The organism is Desulforhopalus glucosivorans, from assembly GCF_054397165.1.
Window position 1 is genome coordinate 862,753 of record NZ_AP044854.1, and the last position, 21,546, is coordinate 884,298.

The 21,546-nt window shown below is 43.3% G+C and carries 14 protein-coding genes; 4 read left to right on the forward strand and 10 right to left on the reverse strand.

Annotated elements, in window-relative coordinates:
* Window positions 1-28 precede the first annotated feature (28 nt).
* From ACX6CI_RS03785 to ACX6CI_RS03810, 6 genes are all read right to left on the reverse strand, one after another.
* Window positions 29-1,549 carry a hydrogenase large subunit gene (locus ACX6CI_RS03785; RefSeq protein ID WP_458776842.1) on the reverse strand — a complete coding sequence of 507 codons (1,521 nt, stop codon included), beginning with the start codon at window positions 1,547-1,549 and terminating at the stop codon, window positions 29-31.
* A complete protein-coding gene (locus tag ACX6CI_RS03790; protein ID WP_458776843.1) occupies window positions 1,542-2,969 on the reverse strand; it encodes a proton-conducting transporter transmembrane domain-containing protein in 1,428 nt (475 codons plus the stop codon). Before ACX6CI_RS03790 ends, ACX6CI_RS03785 begins: the two co-directional genes overlap by 8 nt.
* A 4-nt stretch (window positions 2,970-2,973) precedes the next feature.
* Window positions 2,974-3,627 (reverse strand): hydrogenase, encoded by a 654-nt coding sequence (locus ACX6CI_RS03795; protein WP_458776844.1) that lies wholly within the window; start codon window positions 3,625-3,627, stop codon window positions 2,974-2,976.
* The gene (locus ACX6CI_RS03800; RefSeq protein ID WP_458776845.1) at window positions 3,624-4,541 is read right to left on the reverse strand and encodes a respiratory chain complex I subunit 1 family protein; all 918 of its coding nucleotides are present in this window, start codon (window positions 4,539-4,541) and stop codon (window positions 3,624-3,626) included. Before ACX6CI_RS03800 ends, ACX6CI_RS03795 begins: the two co-directional genes overlap by 4 nt.
* Window positions 4,542-4,549: 8 nt before the next feature.
* Entirely contained in the window at window positions 4,550-6,505 is a 1,956-nt protein-coding gene (locus ACX6CI_RS03805; protein WP_458776846.1) for a proton-conducting transporter transmembrane domain-containing protein, read from the reverse strand.
* 233 nt (window positions 6,506-6,738) lie between these two features.
* Window positions 6,739-6,993, reverse strand: a complete 255-nt coding sequence (locus ACX6CI_RS03810; protein WP_458776847.1) for a hypothetical protein — start codon at window positions 6,991-6,993, stop codon at window positions 6,739-6,741.
* A gap of 852 nt (window positions 6,994-7,845) precedes the next feature.
* Here ACX6CI_RS03810 and ACX6CI_RS03815 point away from each other — a divergent pair.
* The 4 genes from ACX6CI_RS03815 to ACX6CI_RS03830 all read left to right on the forward strand — a co-directional run bounded on the left by ACX6CI_RS03815 (window position 7,846) and on the right by ACX6CI_RS03830 (window position 15,235).
* Window positions 7,846-10,695, forward strand: a complete 2,850-nt coding sequence (locus ACX6CI_RS03815) for a methyl-accepting chemotaxis protein (RefSeq protein WP_458776848.1) — start codon at window positions 7,846-7,848, stop codon at window positions 10,693-10,695.
* Between the two features lie 486 nt (window positions 10,696-11,181).
* Window positions 11,182-12,495 (forward strand): sulfurtransferase, encoded by a 1,314-nt coding sequence (locus ACX6CI_RS03820; protein ID WP_458776849.1) that lies wholly within the window; start codon window positions 11,182-11,184, stop codon window positions 12,493-12,495.
* 50 nt (window positions 12,496-12,545) lie between these two features.
* Window positions 12,546-12,905 carry a hypothetical protein gene (locus tag ACX6CI_RS03825; protein ID WP_458776850.1) on the forward strand — a complete coding sequence of 120 codons (360 nt, stop codon included), beginning with the start codon at window positions 12,546-12,548 and terminating at the stop codon, window positions 12,903-12,905.
* Between the two features lie 281 nt (window positions 12,906-13,186).
* Window positions 13,187-15,235: a methyl-accepting chemotaxis protein gene (locus ACX6CI_RS03830; RefSeq protein WP_458776851.1), complete on the forward strand. Its 2,049-nt coding sequence runs from the start codon at window positions 13,187-13,189 to the stop codon at window positions 15,233-15,235.
* An 80-nt stretch (window positions 15,236-15,315) separates the two neighbouring features.
* Here the strand turns inward: ACX6CI_RS03830 and ACX6CI_RS03835 are convergent, their stop codons facing one another.
* Genes ACX6CI_RS03835 through trkA form a run of 4 tightly spaced genes read right to left on the reverse strand, consistent with a single transcriptional unit; the run spans window position 15,316 to window position 20,967 of the window.
* Window positions 15,316-16,674 carry a sigma-54-dependent transcriptional regulator gene (locus tag ACX6CI_RS03835; protein WP_458776852.1) on the reverse strand — a complete coding sequence of 453 codons (1,359 nt, stop codon included), beginning with the start codon at window positions 16,672-16,674 and terminating at the stop codon, window positions 15,316-15,318.
* Window positions 16,671-18,140: a sensor histidine kinase gene (locus ACX6CI_RS03840; RefSeq protein ID WP_458776853.1), complete on the reverse strand. Its 1,470-nt coding sequence runs from the start codon at window positions 18,138-18,140 to the stop codon at window positions 16,671-16,673. The genes ACX6CI_RS03835 and ACX6CI_RS03840 overlap by 4 nt, the downstream gene beginning before the upstream one ends.
* A gap of 32 nt (window positions 18,141-18,172) precedes the next feature.
* Window positions 18,173-19,633, reverse strand: a complete 1,461-nt coding sequence (locus tag ACX6CI_RS03845) for a TrkH family potassium uptake protein (protein ID WP_458776854.1) — start codon at window positions 19,631-19,633, stop codon at window positions 18,173-18,175.
* Window positions 19,630-20,967, reverse strand: coding sequence for a Trk system potassium transporter TrkA (gene trkA, locus ACX6CI_RS03850; protein ID WP_458776855.1), 1,338 nt, complete (start codon window positions 20,965-20,967; stop codon window positions 19,630-19,632). The genes ACX6CI_RS03845 and trkA overlap by 4 nt, the downstream gene beginning before the upstream one ends.
* Window positions 20,968-21,546: the final 579 nt, after the last annotated feature.

A 21,546-nucleotide genomic window follows, 5' to 3' on the forward strand; every position in this document is an offset into this window, starting at 1 on the left:
GGCAAACTGAATATCAATCCCGGAGATTTTATAAATCAAAGCCGCAGTAAGAGAGGTTGAAGCTCTTGTTGCAAAGAGGGAAGTCGGAGATTTCCTGGTTGCGAAGAGACATAGCAAGACCTGTCCAGTTATGGAATGACGGATCCTTGATTTTGTAACGCTGTATCTGGCCGTTACTATCGGTCAAAACGCAGTGTGAGAGTTCGCCGCGCCAGCCTTCATTAATGGTGACAACAAAGGAATCGGCGCGAAGACTATGCTCTCTCATATGTACCTCGGTTTCATGATTTTTCAAGGTTTCATGATCGCCAAGGAGAATATTTATGAGTCTCAGTGAATGCATAATTTCTTCCCGCCTGACCCACGCACGACTATTGACATCTCCATCAGTCACAGCGTTGCTGTTAGCAGGTAATTTCTCGTAGTATTCAGTGGGAAAGGCTACTCTTGCATCGTAAGGGAGCTTACATGCTCGGCCGGCATAGCCGACAAGGCCAAGCCTGGTTGCTGTTTCCTGATCCACTGTTCCGGTGTTTTCAAATCTGGCCTGAACTGTATGGGCATCAAATAATAGATCGGCCACATGTTTTATCTCAGGCGTTGTTTCTGAAATCTTATCAAAGAGAAGTTTACGTTGTTCCTCTCCCATAGCGTGGGTAATTCCCCCTGGACGAATGAGGCCCTTACCAAATCTGTTACCACCAAGTACCTGTAGAAGATTAAGGAATTCTCCTCGAATTCTGCCATAATATGCTGCGGGGGGATTAAAGGCTACGTCTCCACTAAGTGCGCCAAGATCACCAATATGATTGCAGATTCTCTCAAGCTCAAGGGCAATGGTGCGTACAATCTTGGCACCTTCGTCAACCTTAAGGCCTGCAAGGGCTTCAATCCCCTGGGACATACAGAGGTTGTGGCCAACACTGGTATCGCCCGCTATGGATTCACAGATGATAGGAAACCTTTTCTGCGGGAGGCTGGTCAGCATATTTTCAATGCCCCGGTGCTGGTACCCGAGCTGAATTTCCAGGCTGAGAACTTCTTCTCCTGCACATTGAAACCTAAAGTGTCCAGGTTCAATAATTCCCGCGTGAACCGGACCTACAGCTACCTCATGAATGGCGTCGCCTTCAACGCTAAAAAACGGGTAGTTTCCAGGAATCTTATCTTTGTAGTCATTGCCGAAAACATCTTCTTTACCAGAATAGTTCTCATGATACCTGACCATTTTAAGCCAGGGATGACCGTCAGGCTTAAGTCCAAACTGTTCGGCAATTTCTCTTTCGAACATATGGAATTTCTCACTGGCGTTTCTTGTTAGAGACTGGAATGACGAACCAACCTGTGTGCTGGTTACATAGAGATTAATGTTTCGAACCACTGCGATCAATCTATGGCTATCGTCTTCTTTGCACGCAAAGAACTGAACGATGAAGCCATCATTTTTAACAAAATCAGAAAGTGTAGAGAAGAACTCCCCAAAGGAGAGATCAGGGATAGACACTCGACTTATGGCTACACCATTTTCTATTTTCAGGAGGTTAGACATGGGTTATGCCTCCTATTATTTTAATTGAGTTGAGAATGGTTGTGTAGATGATATCCGGCATCCATATACAGAGCGCAACAGAGGCAAGCAACAAGGTGTATGAAGGGACTAAACGAATCATCTTTTCTTTTACCTGTAATTCTTTTGTGGTTTCACCGTAGGACATGGACATGAAGATACGTCCAATGCCAGCCCCAACGAGTGTGAGGGCAAGTAGAAACAGAGCAGCACAGATATAACGGTGTTGCTGAAAAGCACCGATAATTATAACCATTTCACTGATGAACATGCCAAAGGGAGGCATACCGGAAATACCTATAAATCCAGCGAAAAATGAGATGAAGGTTTTAGGAAGATGGCGGATGATGCCTCCAACCCGTTGGACCTGTTTTGTGCCAAACCCTAGAAGAATATTACCGGCTGAGAGAAACAGAGAGGACTTCAAAAGAGAATGATGAATAATATGGAGGAATGCTCCATAGAGTGCAAACCCTCCTATACCAACGCCAAAAGCAATGATACCCATGTTTTTAATCGAAGAATAGGCAAGCATTCTTTTATAGTCTGGCTGGGCAATGATAAAGATTGCACCCACCATCATGGAGAGAAGACCAAAGCCGATCAGCAGATTACCTGAAAAGTCACCGAGTCCTGCTATACTCATAAGCACATGGGTCTTGTAAATACCTAAAAAAGCGCAGTTGAGTAGTGCTCCTGAAAGTAGTGCAGAGGCAGGGCTTGGTGCCTGGCTGTGGGCATCAGGTAACCAGGTGTGCATAGGGGCAAGACCCATTTTGGTACCAAAACCGATCACAACAAAGATAAATCCAATTTTTAACCAGAGAGGATCGAGTTGGGTTGCAACGGTGTTAAGTGATGTAAAGGTCAGCGGTGCATCTATATTTCCAAGATCCATGGCAAGGGTAATGAAAAAATAGCCAAGGAGCGCAAGTGCAATCCCTACTGAACAAATGAGTACATATTTCCAGGTTGCTTCCAGTGCCTCCTGGGAACGATGGATGAATATCAGAGGAGCACTCACCAGAGTCGTTGCTTCAATGGCAATCCATAATACTATGGGATGATCTGAAAGGGTGACCATGGACATGGTGCCGAGGAAAAGCAGCATACAGCAGATGAAAATCGGCTTATTTTCCATCTCAGTCTCTTTCATATAGGAAAAAGAGTAGAGAGAGATACAGACGAAGATAAAAGAGGTCACCATAAGAATCAGCAAACCCTCAGGAGAGTTACTGAAATAGTTGGTGAAAGCAGGTGTCAGCTTGCCCAACCAGCTCATTACAGTGAGTTGAAGATGTAACAGTGCTGTAATAAGGAGCAGTACTCTGCCTAGCGTTGCCGGCAGTGCAAGGGCCATGAAGCCTGTTGCAATTGGTAGTAAAAATATAAATTCAATCATAGCATCAATCCTTTAAACGTCCGAGTAAGGTTGTATCAACATCATCGAATGCACTGTTAATATTATGCAGGATGATCCCCATGATCATGACCCCCACCAGGAGATCCAGTAGTACCCCAAACTCAACAACATAAAGGGTGTGGCTGTGTTTGGTGAGCGCAGTACCGATAAGGTAGATGCCGTTTTCCAGCATCAGATAACCGATAATCTGAGTGATTGCCTTACTTCTTGCCATCATCAGGAAAAAACCCGTTGCCATAGTGGTTATGGCCGTGATCAAAACCATATCGTGGCCTTCCGGCAGGGAAAGGCGGAGATGGTTTGTGATAAAGACGGAGAAAATTAAAATAGCAAGTCCAGACAGGATCGAGGCGTGGTAACCGATAAACGGTTCAATCTCACGTTTTATGGCAATCCGTTTAACCGCCATATAGAGTAGCCCTGGAATAAGCAGACCTTTAATAAGGATCATTATCTGGAAAAAAATAATTGCACCGCTACCAAGGGAGCCGTGGTCTTTAAGGAAAAGCGGGGTGAGTGACACCATGATTCCCTGCAAGGCCATAATCTGGACCAGTGCAAACAATCTGGTTGCTCCAAGCGATAGCAAAACAGAGAGGAGTATGAGTACTAAGAAAGCTTCGGTTATAACTATCATTGCAATACTCCCATGGTTAAAATGGCAGCGAAAAAGACCAGAGCAAACGAGGTGAGAATGAATTGGGGCACCATGGGCATTTTAAACCTGGCCATTATGGACTCGGTTATACCAATAGTCACATAGACACAGGCGAGAATCCCATAAAAGATAAGACCGCTCACAACGCCATTACCTGGGCTGAACGGGTAAATGATCTGGGTTATAAACGCAGCGTAGAAAAATAATTTATAGAATGAGCCCAGCTCAATGAGCGCAAGGTCAGGCCCACTGTGATCTAGTATCATTACCTCATGGATCATGGTCAACTCAAGGTGGGTTGCAGGGTCATCTACTGGAACTCGGGAGTTTTCCGTGAGAAGTACCATAAACAGGGCTACAATGACGAAGAGCAACAGGGCTCCAGATGCATTGATCAGGCAGATTTGGTTATCCCCTGTGAAGTATTCCGCAAAACTGAGGGAGCCAGTGAGACGATAGAACAGTATCAGGATAGTAAAAATAGTTACCTCGGCAAGCATTGAGAAAAATACCTCCCGGGCAGCTCCCATCCCTTCAAAAGGAGAAGCTGTATCAAGGGCTGCTACAACTGTGAAAAAACGTCCGATTCCCATGGCATAGAAAAGGAAGATCACATCGCCCTGAAAGGAAAAGAGTGGTGAACTCCCTGCAAATGGAAAAAAGATGAGGGCGATGATCGCTGTTGCAAATGAGACGATGGGCCCGAGTTTAAAAACAAAACTGGTGCTGTTGCTATATACCGAACCTTTGCGCAGCAGCTTTATTACCGTGTAATATTTAATGAGAAGTGGCGGACCTTGTTTACCAGCAAAAAAGCCTTTTACTTTTAAAATGATGCCAGGGAAAAGCGGTGCCGACAGAATCGCAATGGCAAATGTTATATATGTTTCCATCTGGGGCCTCATATGAAAATCAGTAGGACAATGATAGTCGCAACGATATAGCCAATATAGAGCTGGATATGGCCGTGTTGGATCCATCGCAATTTCGCAAGCAGATAGAGTAGTGGACTGATGAGCTTGTCCATCATCGCTTTTTCTGCAATGTCATCCACCTTGGTACTATAGGTGGTGCGACCGGGAAATATCCTCGTTATACCTGAATAGCTGGTTCTGATACCAACAAAGGGTCTGAAGAAGTCAACAATACTCATCGCATATGATGTGCCGGTATACTGCATTTTCACAGAAGGTTGGGTAAAGCCACAGCCCCATGTGGACCCTGTGGCAATGTCCTTTTTGCGATAGAATATTTTTCGTAGGCAAAGGCTGACGAGAAAGAGAATGAGTAAAAGGCGAGTGGCAAAGGCTACATTTCTGATAACGACCGTCATTTCATTTGAAGTGACAAATTCTATAGATGGAATACTAGCTAGGGCCAGACACACTGCCTGAATAAAAGGCTCTGGAAAAATACCGATAATAACACAGCTACATGCCAAAATGATCATAGGAATGGTCATGGTGGCTTCTGGCTCAGAACCGTTTGCTGCTTTTTTGTTCCTTGGTTCACCTAAGAAAACGATCCCCACGACCTTTGAAAAACAGGCTGCAGCAAGTCCTCCAATAATGGCTAAAGAGAGGATAGCCAAAATTGTAAAAATAAAAGGAGAGCCTCCAAGGTTAAGGCCATGAAAAGCTCCATAATATATTAAAAACTCGCTGATAAAACCGTTAAAGGGTGGTAGACCGGAGATGGATACTGCGCCAATCAAAAATGATTTACTGGTGGTGGGCATCCTTTTCATTAGTCCACCTAATTGGTCTAGATGCCTTATTTTTGTTTTTTGCAGCACTGCTCCTGCGCCAAGAAAGAGTAGAGATTTGAAAATAGAATGATTCAGGACATGCAGCAGAGCACCGGAAAAACCAAAACTAGCCATTATCATGTTATCGGAAGCAATGCCGATCATACCAATTCCAGTGCCGATCAGAATTATTCCTATGTTCTCGACGCTGTGGTACGCTAGTAATCTTTTGAGATCGTGTTTTCCTAGAGCATATACAACCCCAAGTATGCCAGATACTATTCCTAGGGTAAGTATTACTTCACCGTAGATAAGATCAGAGACTCCCAAGGAGGCATAGAGGCGAAAGATTCCGTAAATGCCCATTTTGATCATAACTCCTGACATCACAGCAGAGACATTACTTGGTGCTGCAGGGTGAGCATGGGGGAGCCAGATATGTAAGGGAAAGATGCCCGCCTTTGACCCAAAGCCTACGAGGGCGAGGAAAAAGACTATCATTTTAATGTTTTCCGGTATGGCTGCAAAACTGAGGAAATGAAATGATCTTGTATAACTGTATACGAGAGCAAAGGCTGCGAAGATAAACATGGCCCCGATATGGGTGAATATAAAGTAAATATATCCCGCTTTTCGTGTATCCTTTTTATGGTAGTCGTGCATGACGAGGAAAAAGGATGAAAGGGACATAACTTCCCAGACGAGTGTAAAGCTGATGATGTTATCAGCCGTGACCACTAGGGCCATGGAGATTGTAAGGATGGTTGAAAAAAAATAGTTTATTGCGACTCTGCCCTGCTGGCTCGGCAGATCCATATAGTGAAAACTATAGAGAGCCGTGAGTGGACATATCGCAAAAATGGGGATGAGAAAAAAGGCTGAAAGAGAGTCCAGGCTAAAAGAAAGAGTGAATAGGTGGAGCCATGTTGTAGAGAATACAACCACAGATCCATCAAACAAAGGGGCTTTTGTTGCGTATAAACCTAATACGCTGCCAGCTATTGAGAGAGCAATATAGCCGACTTTCATTAAATTGAACTGTTGATGAGCCAACAGGGCAAAAAGCCCACCAGCTAATAAAACAGTCAGTGAAAGTAAAAAAGTATCCATTAGTCCTCGTTGTTCGGGGTGAATAGGGCTTTGTGCATCACTATGGTGAATGTTGTGTTACCAGGGTGTTCCATTGTGTTAGCAGGTTTTGCTCATAGTGCCTCCAGGTTGGTCGGGTGTGATATATCATAAAGTTTAAAAAGGGTTTATTTTTAAGGGAAGGTAGGACCGGGGTATCGGGATATAATTGTCAGTCCATAAAGAGAGAAATAGCAGTTTTAGTGATGCTGGAATTAATGGTGCTGATGCATCTTTGGCTGTTCAAAAGTGAAGCCAAACCATAGATCTGCGTCTTCTTCTGTCTGTGATATCGGAGTGATTTCCTGAAAATTACAGATTCTGCACTTGAGATAGGCGAGCCAATTCAGCGCATCAAGTCTGGATGCGAAGGGACCAACCTCGGTCAAGGTTCCATCCTGGCCAAGGTGATCGTAGAGGTAATCTTTTATGTTTTCCGGGTGTTTGGTAACGCCAATGAATATTTTCACTTGCCACCTTTTAGCGAAATTTAATAAGTGTGATTTGCAAGTTGAAAAGCAAAATGAATGCCAACTCATTACTGTTGGGTGGTATGTCGTGTATGTGTTTAATAATTATAGAGATAGTTGTGGTGCTGTTGAATCCTTCCCAAAAAATAAAGGATGAAAGAGTAGTCTTGAGGGGTGGGGTGGGGCACTATGCCCCAAGTCGATAACAACTCGTAGGACAGAGGTCTCCGAAACGATTCAGTGCCTTACTCTGGAAAAGCTGTCACAAAAAACAAGAAAATTAGTGGGGGTATGTTTGCTGATACCAAGCTCCCTCCAGGGAACTTATCCCGATCATCGGGGTTAGATTCTTTCTGGTAAGTGGGTGGCGGGGGCTCGGTTGTGTTGGTGCTGAGCTATAAAAGGTTAATGTTCTACAGCGCTGGGGCATAATGCCCCGGGTTGGCATAATGCCCCACGGTTATGGACTTGTGGACTTTTTGATTTCAAACGAAAAACATACTGTTATTTACGGTAGTTAATTTTAATGATTAAAATCGAATAGTTATCTTTGTTGCGAAAAATCTCATGAGAAATGCGGGTCAAATCTGATTACCACGATTTCATCGTACTACAATTGTTTCTACGAAAATGAGTTTATTTGTAGAGCACCAGTTTCATTATCTCATTGGAAATTAAAGGAGTTACTGAAATACCCGTTGTGGACACACATTTTTCACTTCTGGAAGTGGACTTGTTAAGATTCAATATGATAGGATAAATAAATAAAAAATAGTGATAAGCGACTATGTTAAGGGCGCTAATGAGATACAGGTGCTTAGGCGGTTCAACTTTCTATTAAGGTATGCTTATATGGAAAAAACAGCTGTGAAATCAATTTTGGGGAATTTTTCTTTAAGTAAAAAGCTCATTTTGTCGTTTCTAGCTGTGGGTATAATCCCACTTATTGCCGTGGCTATCATATCCATGCAGCAGTCTGGCTCCGCACTTTCAGAACAGGCGTTTAACCAGCTGGTGCTTGTGCGCGAAATTAAAAAATCCCAAATAGAGCGGTTCTTTAATGAACGTCAGGGGGACATGGGGGTATTACTTGAAACAGCTGCTGCCATGGAAAGTTCGGGCATGGACCGCCTGACGATTGCACAAGAACTTAAAAAGACTCAGATTGAAGAGTATTTTTTATCCTTGGAAGATCAGTTTTCTACCCTGAAATCAAATCCGTTAATAAGACAGGCCCTAGTCTGGTTTGGTGGTGCTTTCGAGGATTCAGGCAATAAGGTTTTAACGCCTGAATGGTTATCTCTTGCTGAAAAGTATGATCCGCAGATGAAAGCCGTTATGGAACAGTATGGTTGGTATGATATCTTTCTCATGGATACGGACGGTAACATTGTTTACACTGTTGCTCGTGAACCTGATCTCGGAATGTCTATCCATGATGGAGTATTGAAGGGCTCCGGATTAGAAAAGGCGTTTACAGAGGCACTCAAGGCCAGTCCAGATGAACTCGTTCTTGCCGATTTTGAACCCTATGGACCGTCCAATGGCAACCAGGCCGGATTTATGGTTGCTCAGGTTCTAGATGATTATGGAAATATAATTGGGCTGATCGCTTTTCAACTTCCCACGGATAAAATCAACGAGATAGTGCACCAGAGTGCCGGAATGGGGGAGACTGGCGAAACATATCTCGTCGGCAAGCATGACGGGAAGGTCGCATTTCGAAGCCATATGACTACCATGGGTGATGGGAAGTATGTGGTTGGCTATGAAATATCAACGCCATATATAGTAGAAGCTCTTGATGGGAAAAGTAGTATAGATCTTTTTACCGATAGTGCCGGTAGTCTTGTACTTGTTGCCTATAACCCGCTAAATATTAAGGGTTTACATTGGGCCTGTGTTTCCAAGATTAACCTTGAGGAGGTCATCACCACGACACTTGAGGGAGAAACAAAAGACTATTACACCAAATATATTGAAAAGTATGGCTACTATGACCTTTTTTTAATTCACAATCAAGGTAAGGCGTTTTACACCGTCTCAAAAGAAGCCGACTACGGAACAAATTTTGTGAATGGAAAATATAAGGATTCAGGTCTTGGCAAACTCGTAAGAAAGGTTCTGGAAACAAAGTCCTACGGGATTGCAGATTTTACTCCTTATGCTCCTAGTAACGATGAACCAGCGGCTTTTATAGCCCAGCCAATAATTCAGAATGGTGAAGTGAAAATGATCGTTGCCCTGCAACTGTCACTTCAGGCGATTAACGACATAATGATGCAACGGGACGGAATGGGTGAGACCGGTGAGACCTATCTTGTGGGCGAAGATCTGTTGATGCGTTCCGATAGTTTTCTTGATCCTACTTATCATACGGTCAAAACATCCTTTGCTAATCCTCAAAAGGGAAAGGTGGATACAGAAGCAACACGGGAGGCTTTTTCAGGGATAACTGAGAATAAAATCATAATCGATTATAATGGTAACCCGGTTCTAAGTGCGTATACCCCGTTGAAAGTAGGAGATCTAACCTGGGCACTTATTGCAGAGATAGATGAATCAGAGGCCTTTGCGGCAGTTGATACATTGAAATGGGCAACCTTAATGACGGGTCTTATAGGCGCTGCAGTTATCATCGTGATTGCATTATTGCTTGCAAGAGCAATAGTAAATCCGGTGCGAGAGGTTGTTGAAAATCTAACAGAACTTGCCCAGGGTGAAGGAGATCTGACATCCAGGTTAGAGGTAAAGAGTGGTGATGAAATTGGTGAACTGGCAAGGCGGTTTAATCAGTTCATCGAAAAATTACAGGCAATGATTAAAGACATTACTTCCGGAGTTAATACCCTTTCTTCGTCTTCAACAGAGCTTTCAGCGATTTCAGAACAGCTTTCTTCAAGTGCGGATACTACTTCAGGAAATGCAAATGCCGTATCTGCGGCTGTTGAAGAAATGTCCAGTAATCTTAATAGTGTTTCTGCGGCAATGGAGGAATCGACCACAAATACGAGTATGGTCGCTACAGCCACTGAGGAAATGACCTCTACCATCAACGAGATTGCCCAAAATGCAGAGAAGGCTCGCTCAATAACAGCTCAAGCTGTTGACCAAGCGAAAGTTACTTCTGAAAAAATGGGTACTCTGGGTGAGGCTGCCAATGCTATTGGAAAAGTAACGGATGCCATAACAGACATATCGGGACAAACTAATTTACTTGCCTTAAATGCAACCATAGAAGCGGCCCGTGCAGGTGAGGCTGGTAAAGGTTTTGCTGTTGTCGCAAATGAGATTAAGGATCTGGCAAAACAGACAGCTGAATCGACTCTCTCTATTCGAACACAAATAGATGATATTCAGCAATCCACTGAAGCTACAGTAGTTGAGATTCAAGGGATATCGCAGGTTATTGGTGATATAAACGATGTTATCGCAACCATCGCTACGGCCATTGAAGAACAGTCTGCAGCAACAAATGAGATTTCAGGTAATGTTGCTCAGGTATCCGATGGAATTGGTGAAGTAAATGAAAATGTAGCTCAAAGTTCTGCTGTTGCCGAAGAGGTTGCACGCGAGATAGCCATGGTGAATGCTTCAACAGAGGAAATGAACGCTGGAAGTACCCAGGTAAGAGACAGTGCCGGAGAATTGTCCAAATTGGCAGAAAGTCTTAATGAAATGGTCAGCCGCTTTAAGGTCTGAGTACGGTCGCTTAAGGGAAAAGTAAAGCCTCATTTCATTTTGTAGAATGAAATGAGGCTTTACTTTTTCGTACATTCTCCTGAAATCTGAAGAAAATTATCCCGGCCTGGGTGAATACTCTTTTTTGTCACCAGATGGTGGTTGGCAGGGTGCCAAGAGCCTGGGTAGTGTAGCCAAGTTTCAGGCGCCGCTGGTCAGGGAGAGCGGTATACTGCAGAAGTAATGAAAGGTGTAAATGGCTAATGAAACCCTGACAGAAAGATATGGTTGTCTCGCGTTTTCAAACACATCCGACGTTCTCTATTTGTATTCTGAATAACACTCAGTCTATCCATTGGAAATTACTATTGTACTTGTTGCTTATACACTGGTAAACAGCACCAGCTGTATTAAGGCAACAATAAATAATTTTTCTATTTTTAAATCATATGGAGGTGCTGAGTGTTACGATTTTGGCGAGCTAGGTTTGTGTTGTTGTTTGTTTTGATGTCTGTGTCTATCCAAGCGGATAGCACCGTTGCAGCTAGTTTAGATCTGCCCACAATAAATACTGAAAAGCTACTTTCCATCCAGGAAAATTCTGATTGGAGAATCGTTGACTGCCGTTTAAACGATGCCTTTAATGGCTGGAAGATTGATGGAGTTAAGCAGGGTGGGCATATACCTGGAGCAACAGATTTTTCCGCTAACTGGCTCAAGGTGGAAATAAAGGACAAGGCAAATGTGCTCAATGAAGCGCTCACTGCAAAAGGCATTTCTAAAGAAAAGAATATTGTTCTCTATGATGCCAATGGCAGAGACGCTGCAGAAGTGGCTCAGTTCCTTCAGTCTCAAGGTTTTAGTAAACTCTATTCCTACGATATAAATAGCTGGCCTATGGACAGGCCGCTCATAAAATACAAGCATTATCAGTCCATCGTTCCAGCCGTAGTTGTCCACGATATTATAGAGGGTAGGCTACCTGAAACGTTTCCCGGCGGCAAAACGATAAAAATTGTTGAGGCAAGCTGGGGTGAGGAGAAAACCTCCTACGCAAAAGGGCATATCCCCACTACTTTTCATATCAATACTGACAATATCGAACCGCCGACCGCCACCGAACCAGTGATGTGGATGCTTGCAGGTGATGATGTATTGGAAAAGTTTGCACTTAAATTTGGTTTTACTAAAGATGATGTGGTTATCGTTACGGGTAGCGAGCAGATGGCCGCATACCGTATTGCCCTTGTTCTTCGCTATATTGGTGTAGAAGATGTACGGGTACTCAACGGTGGAACGTTGGCCTGGACCCTTGCAGGCTACGAATTGGAGACGAAGAGTAATAAGCCTGTGCCTGTAACTGACTTTGGAGGTCAGATACCGGGTGATCCATCTGTTATCGACACCATGGATCAGGCGAAAAAGGGGCTACAAACCCCTGAAACCTATACTCTTGTAGACAATCGTACCTGGGATGAACATATCGGCAAAATTTCAGGTTACAGTTATCATAAGATAAAGGGGCGCATTCCGGGTTCTGTATTTGGCTATGCTGGTAAGAGTGATGCGTACTCTCTTGACTATTTTCGCAACCCGGATAAAACCATGCGTAATGGAGACGAGATTATAGCACTCTGGCAGGAGCAAGGTATAGACCTGGCTAAACGTCTTGCTTTTATGTGCGGCAGTGGTTGGCGTGCAGCAGAGATCTACTACTACGCTGATGTTTACGGTTTACCAAATATCGGTGTGTATAGTGATGGTTGGATAGGTTGGAGCAATGGTGGAAACACCTTCGACACTGGAATCCCAGCCAAGTGAACAGAGGCACATTGATCAATTTTTGGGTCACCTTTCTACAGGTGACCCTTTTGCTCGCTTTATTTGTGCTGGAGTACCTATCAGGTTATAAGGCAGGCCTTGCCCAGCATCTATATTTCAAGAAAGTCTACTACATCTCCCACTATTATCAGGGTGTCCCACTTATCCTGCATTTTGTACTACTTGTTCTTCTGACTATGGTAGCCGTGAAAATGTATGTCCGCAACAGTCACCAAACACGCATCAAACTTCGTAAATATTTCATCATACTGGTTGGGTTAGTTAGCTGGTTCTTTGCTGGTTTCACCCACGAACTCAATGTCTACGCCCATGTCTTGATGATTGTAGAGTTCTGTTTGTTGCTTGAAATTGTTTCGCTCACATTACGTTTCTATGAACCTAACAACTAAATGTCGGGGAAAAGCGTCAGGTATGTGATTTTTTGCTTTAGGAAAAATTGTTAACCTTTTTGTCCCTTACTTATATCTCTCTTTCTATATTATTCCCTCAGCTTTTCTGAACCACTTATTTCGCAGATAATATTATACCTTGACTTGTCTCCTTTAAATATGGACAATTCTGTTTAAGAAGTAATTTTTTGCAATATTCCTCTCTACTCTGCAGCCTAGTGTTGCTTCCAATATTTATAATTATTTTTCTCTTTTCAGAATGGGAGAAGGGGCGTGTTTGAATGAAAAACCTGAAGATTGGCGTAAAACTGGTTGGAGGTTTCATCCTCACCGCAATTATTATTATCGCCGTTGGTGTCACTGGAATTGTAGAGCAGGGAAAAATGCATCATCTGCAGGAAGAAATGGGTGAAGATGATTTGCCGGCTGTAGAAAATATTTTAATAATTAAAGGTGAGTTATCTTCAATAGCCAGCCTTATGCGTACACTACTCACCCCATATGCCTCTGCTGAACAGCGAAAAAAATCTCACCAGGGACTTCTTGAGATAAGAAAAGTATATGGCGCTGCAAAAACAGCTTTTCTCGATTTGGATTTTGCTGAGACGGTTAAACCTGAAATGGATAATTTTTCAAATTATATCAGTAGTTGGGTTGCAGTGAATAATAAGGCTGTCGAGATTTCCAAGAGTCTTATCGAAGCTGATATGACCAACCCGACCTTGTTGAACAATCATATGAATGATTTTGAGATTGCTCACTTGGGACTCCTTGCAAAGATAGGTCAACTTCTTGCATTTAATGAAGCATTTGAGGGAGGTACAGACGGTACATCCTGTTCCCTTGGCAAGTGGTTGGGCAATATGGACACCACAAATCCAGAGATTGTTGCCTTGGCAGAAGAATTACGACCAGTTCATTTAGCGTTGCACAAACATGTTGGTGAAGTCAAGAAGTCTAGTTCTGAAAAGAGAACCTATGCAGCTCGAGATATAGCTCTGAATGACCTCTATCCTGCGTCTGAGCAGGTATTTAAGCTTGTGGCTCAGATGAAGGCTGTCAGTGATGTGGCATACTCATCTTTTGTAGAAATGAATAAACTTCTCCTTGAAGATGCTGCTGTTCATCAGGACAATACATTTAAAGCTATAGATATAATTGTTAACAAGGCAAAGGAAGAGTCTGCAAAGACGGTCAAAAGGGGCGAAGCTATTGCCAAAAGAAGTCAAATTATAACAATTGTTGGTATTTGTCTAGGCGTTGTTCTCGCTCTTATTTCCGGGTTTTATCTAACGTATATTATCACCAAACCATTACAGAAAGGAGTTGAGCTGTCACAGGCCATGGCTGGCGGTGATATGACAAAAACCATGGATGTAAATCAGAAAGATGAAATTGGTGTTTTGGCACAATCATTAAATGATATGGCAGGGAATCTTCGTCAAATGATCACTGATATCAGGCAGGGCGTTGAGAGTGTCGATGATTCATCTTCTCAGTTGGCAGTTATTTCCAACCAGATGCAATCTGGTGCAGAAAACACCGCATCAAGGTCTGGACAAGTCGCTTCCGCTGCTGAAGAAATGAGTGCAAACCAGAACACAGTAGCAGCAGCAATGGAGCAGGCTTCAGTGAATGTGAATATGGTGGCAACAGCAACCGAGGAGATGAACGCCACCATCAGTGAGATCGCCAGGAATTCTCACAATGCAAAAGATATCACAACAAAAGCGGTGGGCAAGTCAGAGAGAGCTTCCCAGCGAGTCAATGAATTAGGAAAGGCTGCCGACGAAATTAATAAAGTAACTGAAGTAATAACAGAAATTTCAGAGCAAACTAATCTTTTGGCTCTAAATGCAACCATCGAGGCTGCCCGTGCCGGTGAGGCGGGTAAGGGGTTTGCGGTTGTAGCCAATGAAATCAAAGATTTGGCGAAACAGACAGCCCAGGCCACCCTGGATATTAAGACAAAAATAGAGGGGATTCAGGAGGCAACCGGTATAACCGTAACGGAAATTAATGATATTCAAAAGGTTATCTCTGAAATCGATCAGATTGTAACAACGATTGCAGCTGCAATTGAAGAACAGACGGCAACCACCAGTGAAATTGCAGAAAATGTTAGCCAGGCGTCTACTGGCATCACAGAAGTGAACGAAAATGTAGCGCAAAGTTCTACGGTTGCAGGAGAAATAGCCAGTGACATTGCTGATGTGAACAATAGCGCCAATGAGATGACTCAAGCCAGTTCACGTGTCAATGAAAGTGCTGAGGACCTCTCAGGAATCGCCCTTAATCTGAAAAATATGATTGCCAAGTTCAGAGTATAACTCGACTCCATCCGTTATCAACGTCATCTGTACAGATGCATGTTGATGGTGGATGGGTGCTTTGAATTGCAATATGAATGTCAGTGATCCTCGTAGCGTTGCAGTTTACGATACAATGTTTTTCTATCAAGTTGGAGGATGCGGGCGGTTAAGCTCCTGTTGCCACCACTTCTCTTTAAAACATGCATGATGTAGCGTCGTTCCATCTCCTCCATGGATATCAGCTCCATGGGGTCTTCAGCCCCCAGCAGGATGTAATCTGTTCGAAAAAGACGAATTTTTTCAGGGAGATCTTCTGGAATGATTTTTTCATAGTGAGTGAGGGCTACCGCATGTTCAATGGCATTACGCAACTCCCTGACATTTCCAGGCCAGGAGTACTCAAGTAATTTTTCAGATGCGGCGTTTGAAAGACCTGTAATTGCCTTATTTTGTTGTTTTGAAAACTGTTCTATAAATTTCCCAGCTAAAAGAAGAATATCATTTCCCCTGGAACGCAGAGGTGGCATCTCTATGTTGATCACGTTGAGCCTGTAGTAGAGATCCTCCCTGAACAGTCCGTCCTCTACTGCCGATTCAAGATCACGGTTGGTGGCTGCAACAATTCGAACATCAAATGGTCGTTCTGTTGTTCCTCCAAGGGGCCTGACTAAACGCTCTTCGAGGGCTCGTAGCAGCTTTGGCTGGAGTTCAAGCGGAATTTCTCCCACTTCATCGAGAAACAGGGTACCACCGTCGGCTTTGAGAAACAGTCCCGCATTGTGATGTGTTGCATCGGTAAAGGCACCTTTTGTGTGGCCAAACAATTCACTTTCGAGCAGTTGGCTTGGCATGGCAGCGCAGTTGATGGTGGTGAGAGGTTGTTTTTTCCTTCGGCTGTGCATGTGGGCAGCTCTTGCTGTGAGCTCTTTGCCTGAGCCACTTTCCCCGGTTATAAGAAGTGACGCTTCAGAGTCAGCAATACGGCTGAGTTTTAAAAATAACTCCTCCATGGCGGGGCTTTCGCCGATGAGATCGTTAAAGGTGTGGGGTTGTTTAACCGCATTTTGCAACTCTCTTACGGTATCCTGGAGGTTACTGTATCGAACAGCCCGATCAAGAGACAGGGCAAGTATGTCAAGATCAATGGGTTTTGTTACAAAGTCATAGGCCCCAGCTCTAATTGCTGCGATTGCAGTGTCCATACTACCAAAGGCTGTCATGATGATGACAGGTATTTCCGGGTAATTTGTGGCTATATCCTTACAAATATCAAGACCATTTTTATCGGGTAGATGTATGTCTGTGAGCACAACGTCCGGGAGGATGCTCCCAACAGCTGCGAGTCCACCCGTGCCTGAGGTATACGTTTCAACGGTGTAGTTTCGTCTGCTGAGTCCCACGGACAGCATGTTGCACATATCCTGGTCATCTTCGATAATTACAATTTTACCTGTCATGACGCATCTTCCTTAATGGGGAGGTAAATAGTAAAACATGCGCCTCTTTGGACCCTGTTTTCAATATTGATCCAACCTCCGTTTTCTTCTATGATGCCATGGGCGATCGACAGACCAAGTCCGGTTCCTGTCCCTATGGTTTTGGTGGTGAAAAAAGGAGTGAAGATATGTTGTATATTTTCTTTTAAAATCCCTTCACCTTCATCCTGTATTTTTATCTTGAGATAACTGGTTTTTGTATGTTTGTCAGTAGTAGATCCTGTGATAATCTCATTAGACAGGTCGACATCAACCTTACCGCCATCAGGCATCGCCTGTATTGCATTCATAAGCAGGTTAACAAGTACTTGCTGCAGTTGAGCAAAGTCGCCACTCAATATAACCTTAGTATCGTCTTTTTTGTTTAAGGAAAAAGAAACACGTTGTTTAGCCGCCATCGGATAGAGCAGCTGGAAGACCTGTTTGATGTGAAATGTAATATCTTCTCTTGATATCTTCTGTTTTGGTTGGCGGGTGAAATCCAGCAACTGTCTGATAATGACAGCCATTCGTTCAGCCTGACTCTGTATAATTGAGGCGCAATCATGGATGTCTTCCATGGGCAGATTTTCACGGATGATCATTTTTGCTCTGCCATCAACAACGTTGAGGGGGGTTCCAAGCTCATGGGCGATTTCAGCTGCAAGAACACCAAAAGATGAAAGTCGCTCGGTATGGCGGAGTTGTTCAATGGTTTTTAAGCGTGCATCATATTCAAATTTTATTTTTTCTTTTGCGATAAGCAGGCGTGAGCACATGTCATTCATGGTTTCAGCCATTTCTGAAAGTTCGTTATCTCCGATGATCTCCTTATTGGCTGTGAGATCGCCCTGGCCAATTCTTTCGGCCTGTGCCATAAGGTTATTTAACGGACGACGTATTTTTCGGTCGATGAAGATAAAGAGTATTATACCGCAAACCAGTGCAAGAAGAGCGGTGATAGTCACTGCCCGAATCAGCATATTTTTTGAAAATTCGGTCAGTGGTAGAAGTGTTTGACTGAGTTGAAGTGCTCCGGCCTGGGACGTACCCACATCCACTGGAACATATGTGTATCTGACGAGGATTCCTTCATCATTTTTGAGTTTTAAAGAGATATTTTCCCCTTGGAGAATACGCTCAAGCTGAGATTTTTCCTCTGAACTGCCGGTAAAGGTCCCAAGGAATGTGTCAAGCCAGACCCAGCGAACCTGTATTGTGCCTGACTCACTGGCATCGCTGATCAGCTGAAGGGCTTTTTCTTCACCACTTTCCCGCCAGGTATGTGAAACCATACCGGAAATGCTCTTGCCATTCTGGATTGCATTGGTGATCATATCTGATTCATATTGTGTAATCTCTTTCTGGAAATTAAGAAATTCATCAATACAGATCAGGGCTATCATTCCTAAGAGAAGATAGGCAAACAGGTGGTAAAAAAGTTTCATGCTCTTGTGTTCATCGTTAATGAGTTAATGGGTTAGTGATTGGAAAAATTCCAGAATTCAGGTGAGAGCATAACGAAAAAAGGGATCAGCTCCAGCCGGCCGACCAGCATATCGATGATAAAGATCACCTTGCTGAGTGGCTGTACACTTGCAAACGATCCCATTGGTCCAATTTCGCCAAAGCCTGGTCCCACATTACCAATTGTTGTAATCGTGCCAACAAAACCCACTGCTGCACTCTGTTCTATCATGGTAGTTACAACTCCTGAACATAATATGAGCATAATGTAAAAAAGCAGAAAACTGAGAATCTGTCGTTGTATATCATCGAGTACGGTAACCTTGTCAATTTTAATGGGCAATACTGCCTTGGGATGAAGGAATTGATGAATTTCCCGTTTAAGAAATTTAAAGGCAAAAAGTATGCGAACGACCTTAATGCCTCCTCCAGCTGACCCTGCACAGCCCCCAACAAACATCATGGTAAGAATGAGAACTTGTGCGGGAACGACCCAGAGAGCGAAGTCTGCTGAAGAAAAGCCTGTTGTGGTAATTATGGAGACTATTTGAAAGAGACTGTCCCTAAAGTCGATTGAGGTTGTTGCCGTTTGAGACAGGACAAGGGATACAAAAAGAATGACAGAAAAAAAACATATAATAGCTGTATAAAATCTGAATTCTTCACTGGCCCAGAGTGGTTTAAAATGGCCCTTGATGAGCAGCCTGTACTGTAGAGCGAAATTACTTCCTGCAAGGAGCATAAAGAATGTAATGATCCACGTTATTGTAGAGCTCTGATACCCCATGATGGATTGCGGGTTGGGAGAAAAACCACCTGCAGCCATTGTTGTGAGTGAGTTGCAGATAGCATCGTACATTGGCATGTCAGCAAGGTGCAGAGCGACAATCTCAAGACAGGTGAGTAGAATATAGATAAGCCAGAGGGCCTTTGCAGTATGGGTGATACGCGGAGTCAGTTTTTCTTCAGTAGGGCCGGGGGCTTCTGCAAAAAATATCTTTCGCCCGGCGACTCCAAATTGGGGAAGAATTGCAACAAAGAGGACGAGAATTCCCATGCCGCCAAGCCATTGAGTTAAGGATCTCCAAAAGAAAAATGTTTTTGAGTAGAGGGAAAAATCGACAAGAATTGTGGCTCCAGTCGTGGTGATCCCTGATACCGATTCAAAGAGTGCATCTAGTGGATTTAACCCGCAAAAAATGTAGGGGATTGCACCGATTATACTGCAAAGAACCCAGGTGAGACTGACGATAAGCAATCCCTCGTTTCGTTTTAAAAGATCAAGATTACGATGTTCACGACCATACCAGCGTAACAGTAACCCCAGGGAGATTGAAAATGTGGAGGCAATCAAAAAAGGAACAGCTGCCATATATTCAGTTTCGTACCAGGCAATAGCAATTGGCAAAAGGATGATTGAACCAAAAGCTATGAGTACAACAGCTAAGGCTGAGGCTATAAGAGGGAGTTTCATAGGGCAAAAAGTTCTTTGATGGTTTCTGAGTCTTCTTTCATAGTGAATATTTTCAGTTGATCTCCTGGGTTGAGAAACGTATCACCATTGGGGATCAGTACCTTATGACCTCTGCTGATAACTCCAATCACAGCGTTTACTGGAAATGTGAAATCTTTGAGTTGTATCGTGACAAAGGAGTCGGGAACCGTAAGTTCTAAGACCTCACCTTTTCCTCCTTCAATAAGTGCTATGATATGGATATCGTGGCTTTGGATGCGATTGTGTACCTCTGTCAGGGCAGATGCTTTGGGAGAAACTAAAACATCAATTCCCACCCGGGTAAAGAGATCGTAGTTTTGCGGGTTGCTGATTCTGGTTATGGTTCTTCTGGAGCCAAGTTGTTTGAGAAGTAGTGAGCAGAGAAGGTTTTTCTCATCGTTGTCTGTGGTACATACACAGACGTCTGCGTCTGCGATGGCTTCTTCTTCGAGCAGCTCAAGATCGGTACCATCCCCCTGAAGCACCAGTGTTTTTGTGAGGGTATTGGCAAGATACTCACAGCGGTTTTGTTCACACTCAATAATTTTGACGTTAATACCCTGGTCTTCGAGCTTTTGGCAAAGCATCAGGCCGACACTGCCGCCTCCAATGATGGATACCTTGTTTACTTTGTTGTTGTGTTTAAAAAAGTCCGCTGCCAGTGAATCGAGAGCTTCGCTGGTGCCGATGAAAAAGACTCTGTCATCCTGCTGGATGGTGGTTTTTCCATTGGGGATAAAGAGTTGGTCTTTACGGGATATTCCAGCTATGAGTATGTTTGGTGGAAAGTTGCAGGACATTATCGGGGTATTGATGATGGTGGAGCTGTCTTTAATTTTATACTCAAATAATTTTGCCTTGCCACCTGCCAGATATTCGACATCCAGGGCCTCAGGCACTGAGATTATGCGGAAAATATCCTGGGTAAGAAGTTGTTCCGGCCAGATGATGGAATCAATGTCGTAACGTGTCTGGTATTTGTTGTGGATGGACGAAGAAAGGTTGTTGTACAGGCTTGCCTTACTGATAAAACAGACGGTTTCTGTTTCTGATATTTTTTTAATTGTCCAGCAGGCAACGATGTTTGCTTCATCTAGTGGGGTGCAGGCAATAAACAGTCTAACTTTTTTCGCTTCTATGCTTTGCAGTACCGCTATATCCCCACCATCACCTTCTACTATACTGATATCAAGGTGGATGAATTTTTCACTGAGCTCTGGGTTGTCAGATAATAGAGTGACATTGTGCTGCTTATGTAATTGTGAGGCAATCAGGTAGCCTATTTCTGTGGTTCCGTAAAGTATGATATCCATATGTATTATCAATACACCGTATTTTTTTAAAGAGATCCAGTAGATATACTATGTAAACTCTAAAATGATAGTAGTGGACTATATGTTTTTGTTTATACAACTCAAGGGTGACGAATACCACGACTTTTTAAGGGACTGTAGTCAGTAGAGTTAGGTGTGGCGAGTAAAGTCCAATATCTCTTCCGGTTCATAAAACAGAGGGCACCTTTTATTTACGTATAAAGTGAAATTACGTAGCAATGTTTCGGCAATGTTAACCATCGCATGGATGACAAAGAACCCATATCGGGTCCATGAGAGTGATTGATAGTCTCGAGAGAAACACTTTGGTTATGTGCAAAAGGGCAGAGAAAGATAGGTACAGGGTGACAGTATGTCTTACTGTATCAGGTAGAGAGTTAATTGCCTGGGTGTTTCTAAGCCATGCAGAAATTGTAGTAAAGGCGTTTCTGTGTCTAAGTGTTGAAGAAAAAGATATTTAGTCGAATGTATTAAAAAGATTCAAATAAATGCGCCTATTTTATTAACTGTATATTTCGGCATCGAAATAAATGCTAATTGTATGCAATATAACCACTC

Excerpts from the sequence above, each read along its gene's own strand:
- ACX6CI_RS03830 (WP_458776851.1), top strand. The coding sequence starts at position 13,187 with ATGAAAAACCTGAAGATTGGCGTAAAACTGGTTGGAGGTTTCATCCTC.
- ACX6CI_RS03795 (WP_458776844.1), bottom strand. The coding sequence starts at position 3,627 with ATGATAGTTATAACCGAAGCTTTCTTAGTACTCATACTCCTCTCTGTT.
- ACX6CI_RS03805 (WP_458776846.1), bottom strand. The coding sequence starts at position 6,505 with ATGGATACTTTTTTACTTTCACTGACTGTTTTATTAGCTGGTGGGCTT.
- ACX6CI_RS03820 (WP_458776849.1), top strand. The coding sequence starts at position 11,182 with ATGTCTGTGTCTATCCAAGCGGATAGCACCGTTGCAGCTAGTTTAGAT.
- ACX6CI_RS03790 (WP_458776843.1), bottom strand. The coding sequence starts at position 2,969 with ATGATTGAATTTATATTTTTACTACCAATTGCAACAGGCTTCATGGCC.
- ACX6CI_RS03815 (WP_458776848.1), top strand. The coding sequence starts at position 7,846 with ATGGAAAAAACAGCTGTGAAATCAATTTTGGGGAATTTTTCTTTAAGT.
- ACX6CI_RS03835 (WP_458776852.1), bottom strand. The coding sequence starts at position 16,674 with ATGACAGGTAAAATTGTAATTATCGAAGATGACCAGGATATGTGCAAC.
- ACX6CI_RS03845 (WP_458776854.1), bottom strand. The coding sequence starts at position 19,633 with ATGAAACTCCCTCTTATAGCCTCAGCCTTAGCTGTTGTACTCATAGCT.
- ACX6CI_RS03785 (WP_458776842.1), bottom strand. The coding sequence starts at position 1,549 with ATGTCTAACCTCCTGAAAATAGAAAATGGTGTAGCCATAAGTCGAGTG.
- ACX6CI_RS03800 (WP_458776845.1), bottom strand. The coding sequence starts at position 4,541 with ATGGAAACATATATAACATTTGCCATTGCGATTCTGTCGGCACCGCTT.
- ACX6CI_RS03840 (WP_458776853.1), bottom strand. The coding sequence starts at position 18,140 with ATGAAACTTTTTTACCACCTGTTTGCCTATCTTCTCTTAGGAATGATA.
- trkA (WP_458776855.1), bottom strand. The coding sequence starts at position 20,967 with ATGGATATCATACTTTACGGAACCACAGAAATAGGCTACCTGATTGCC.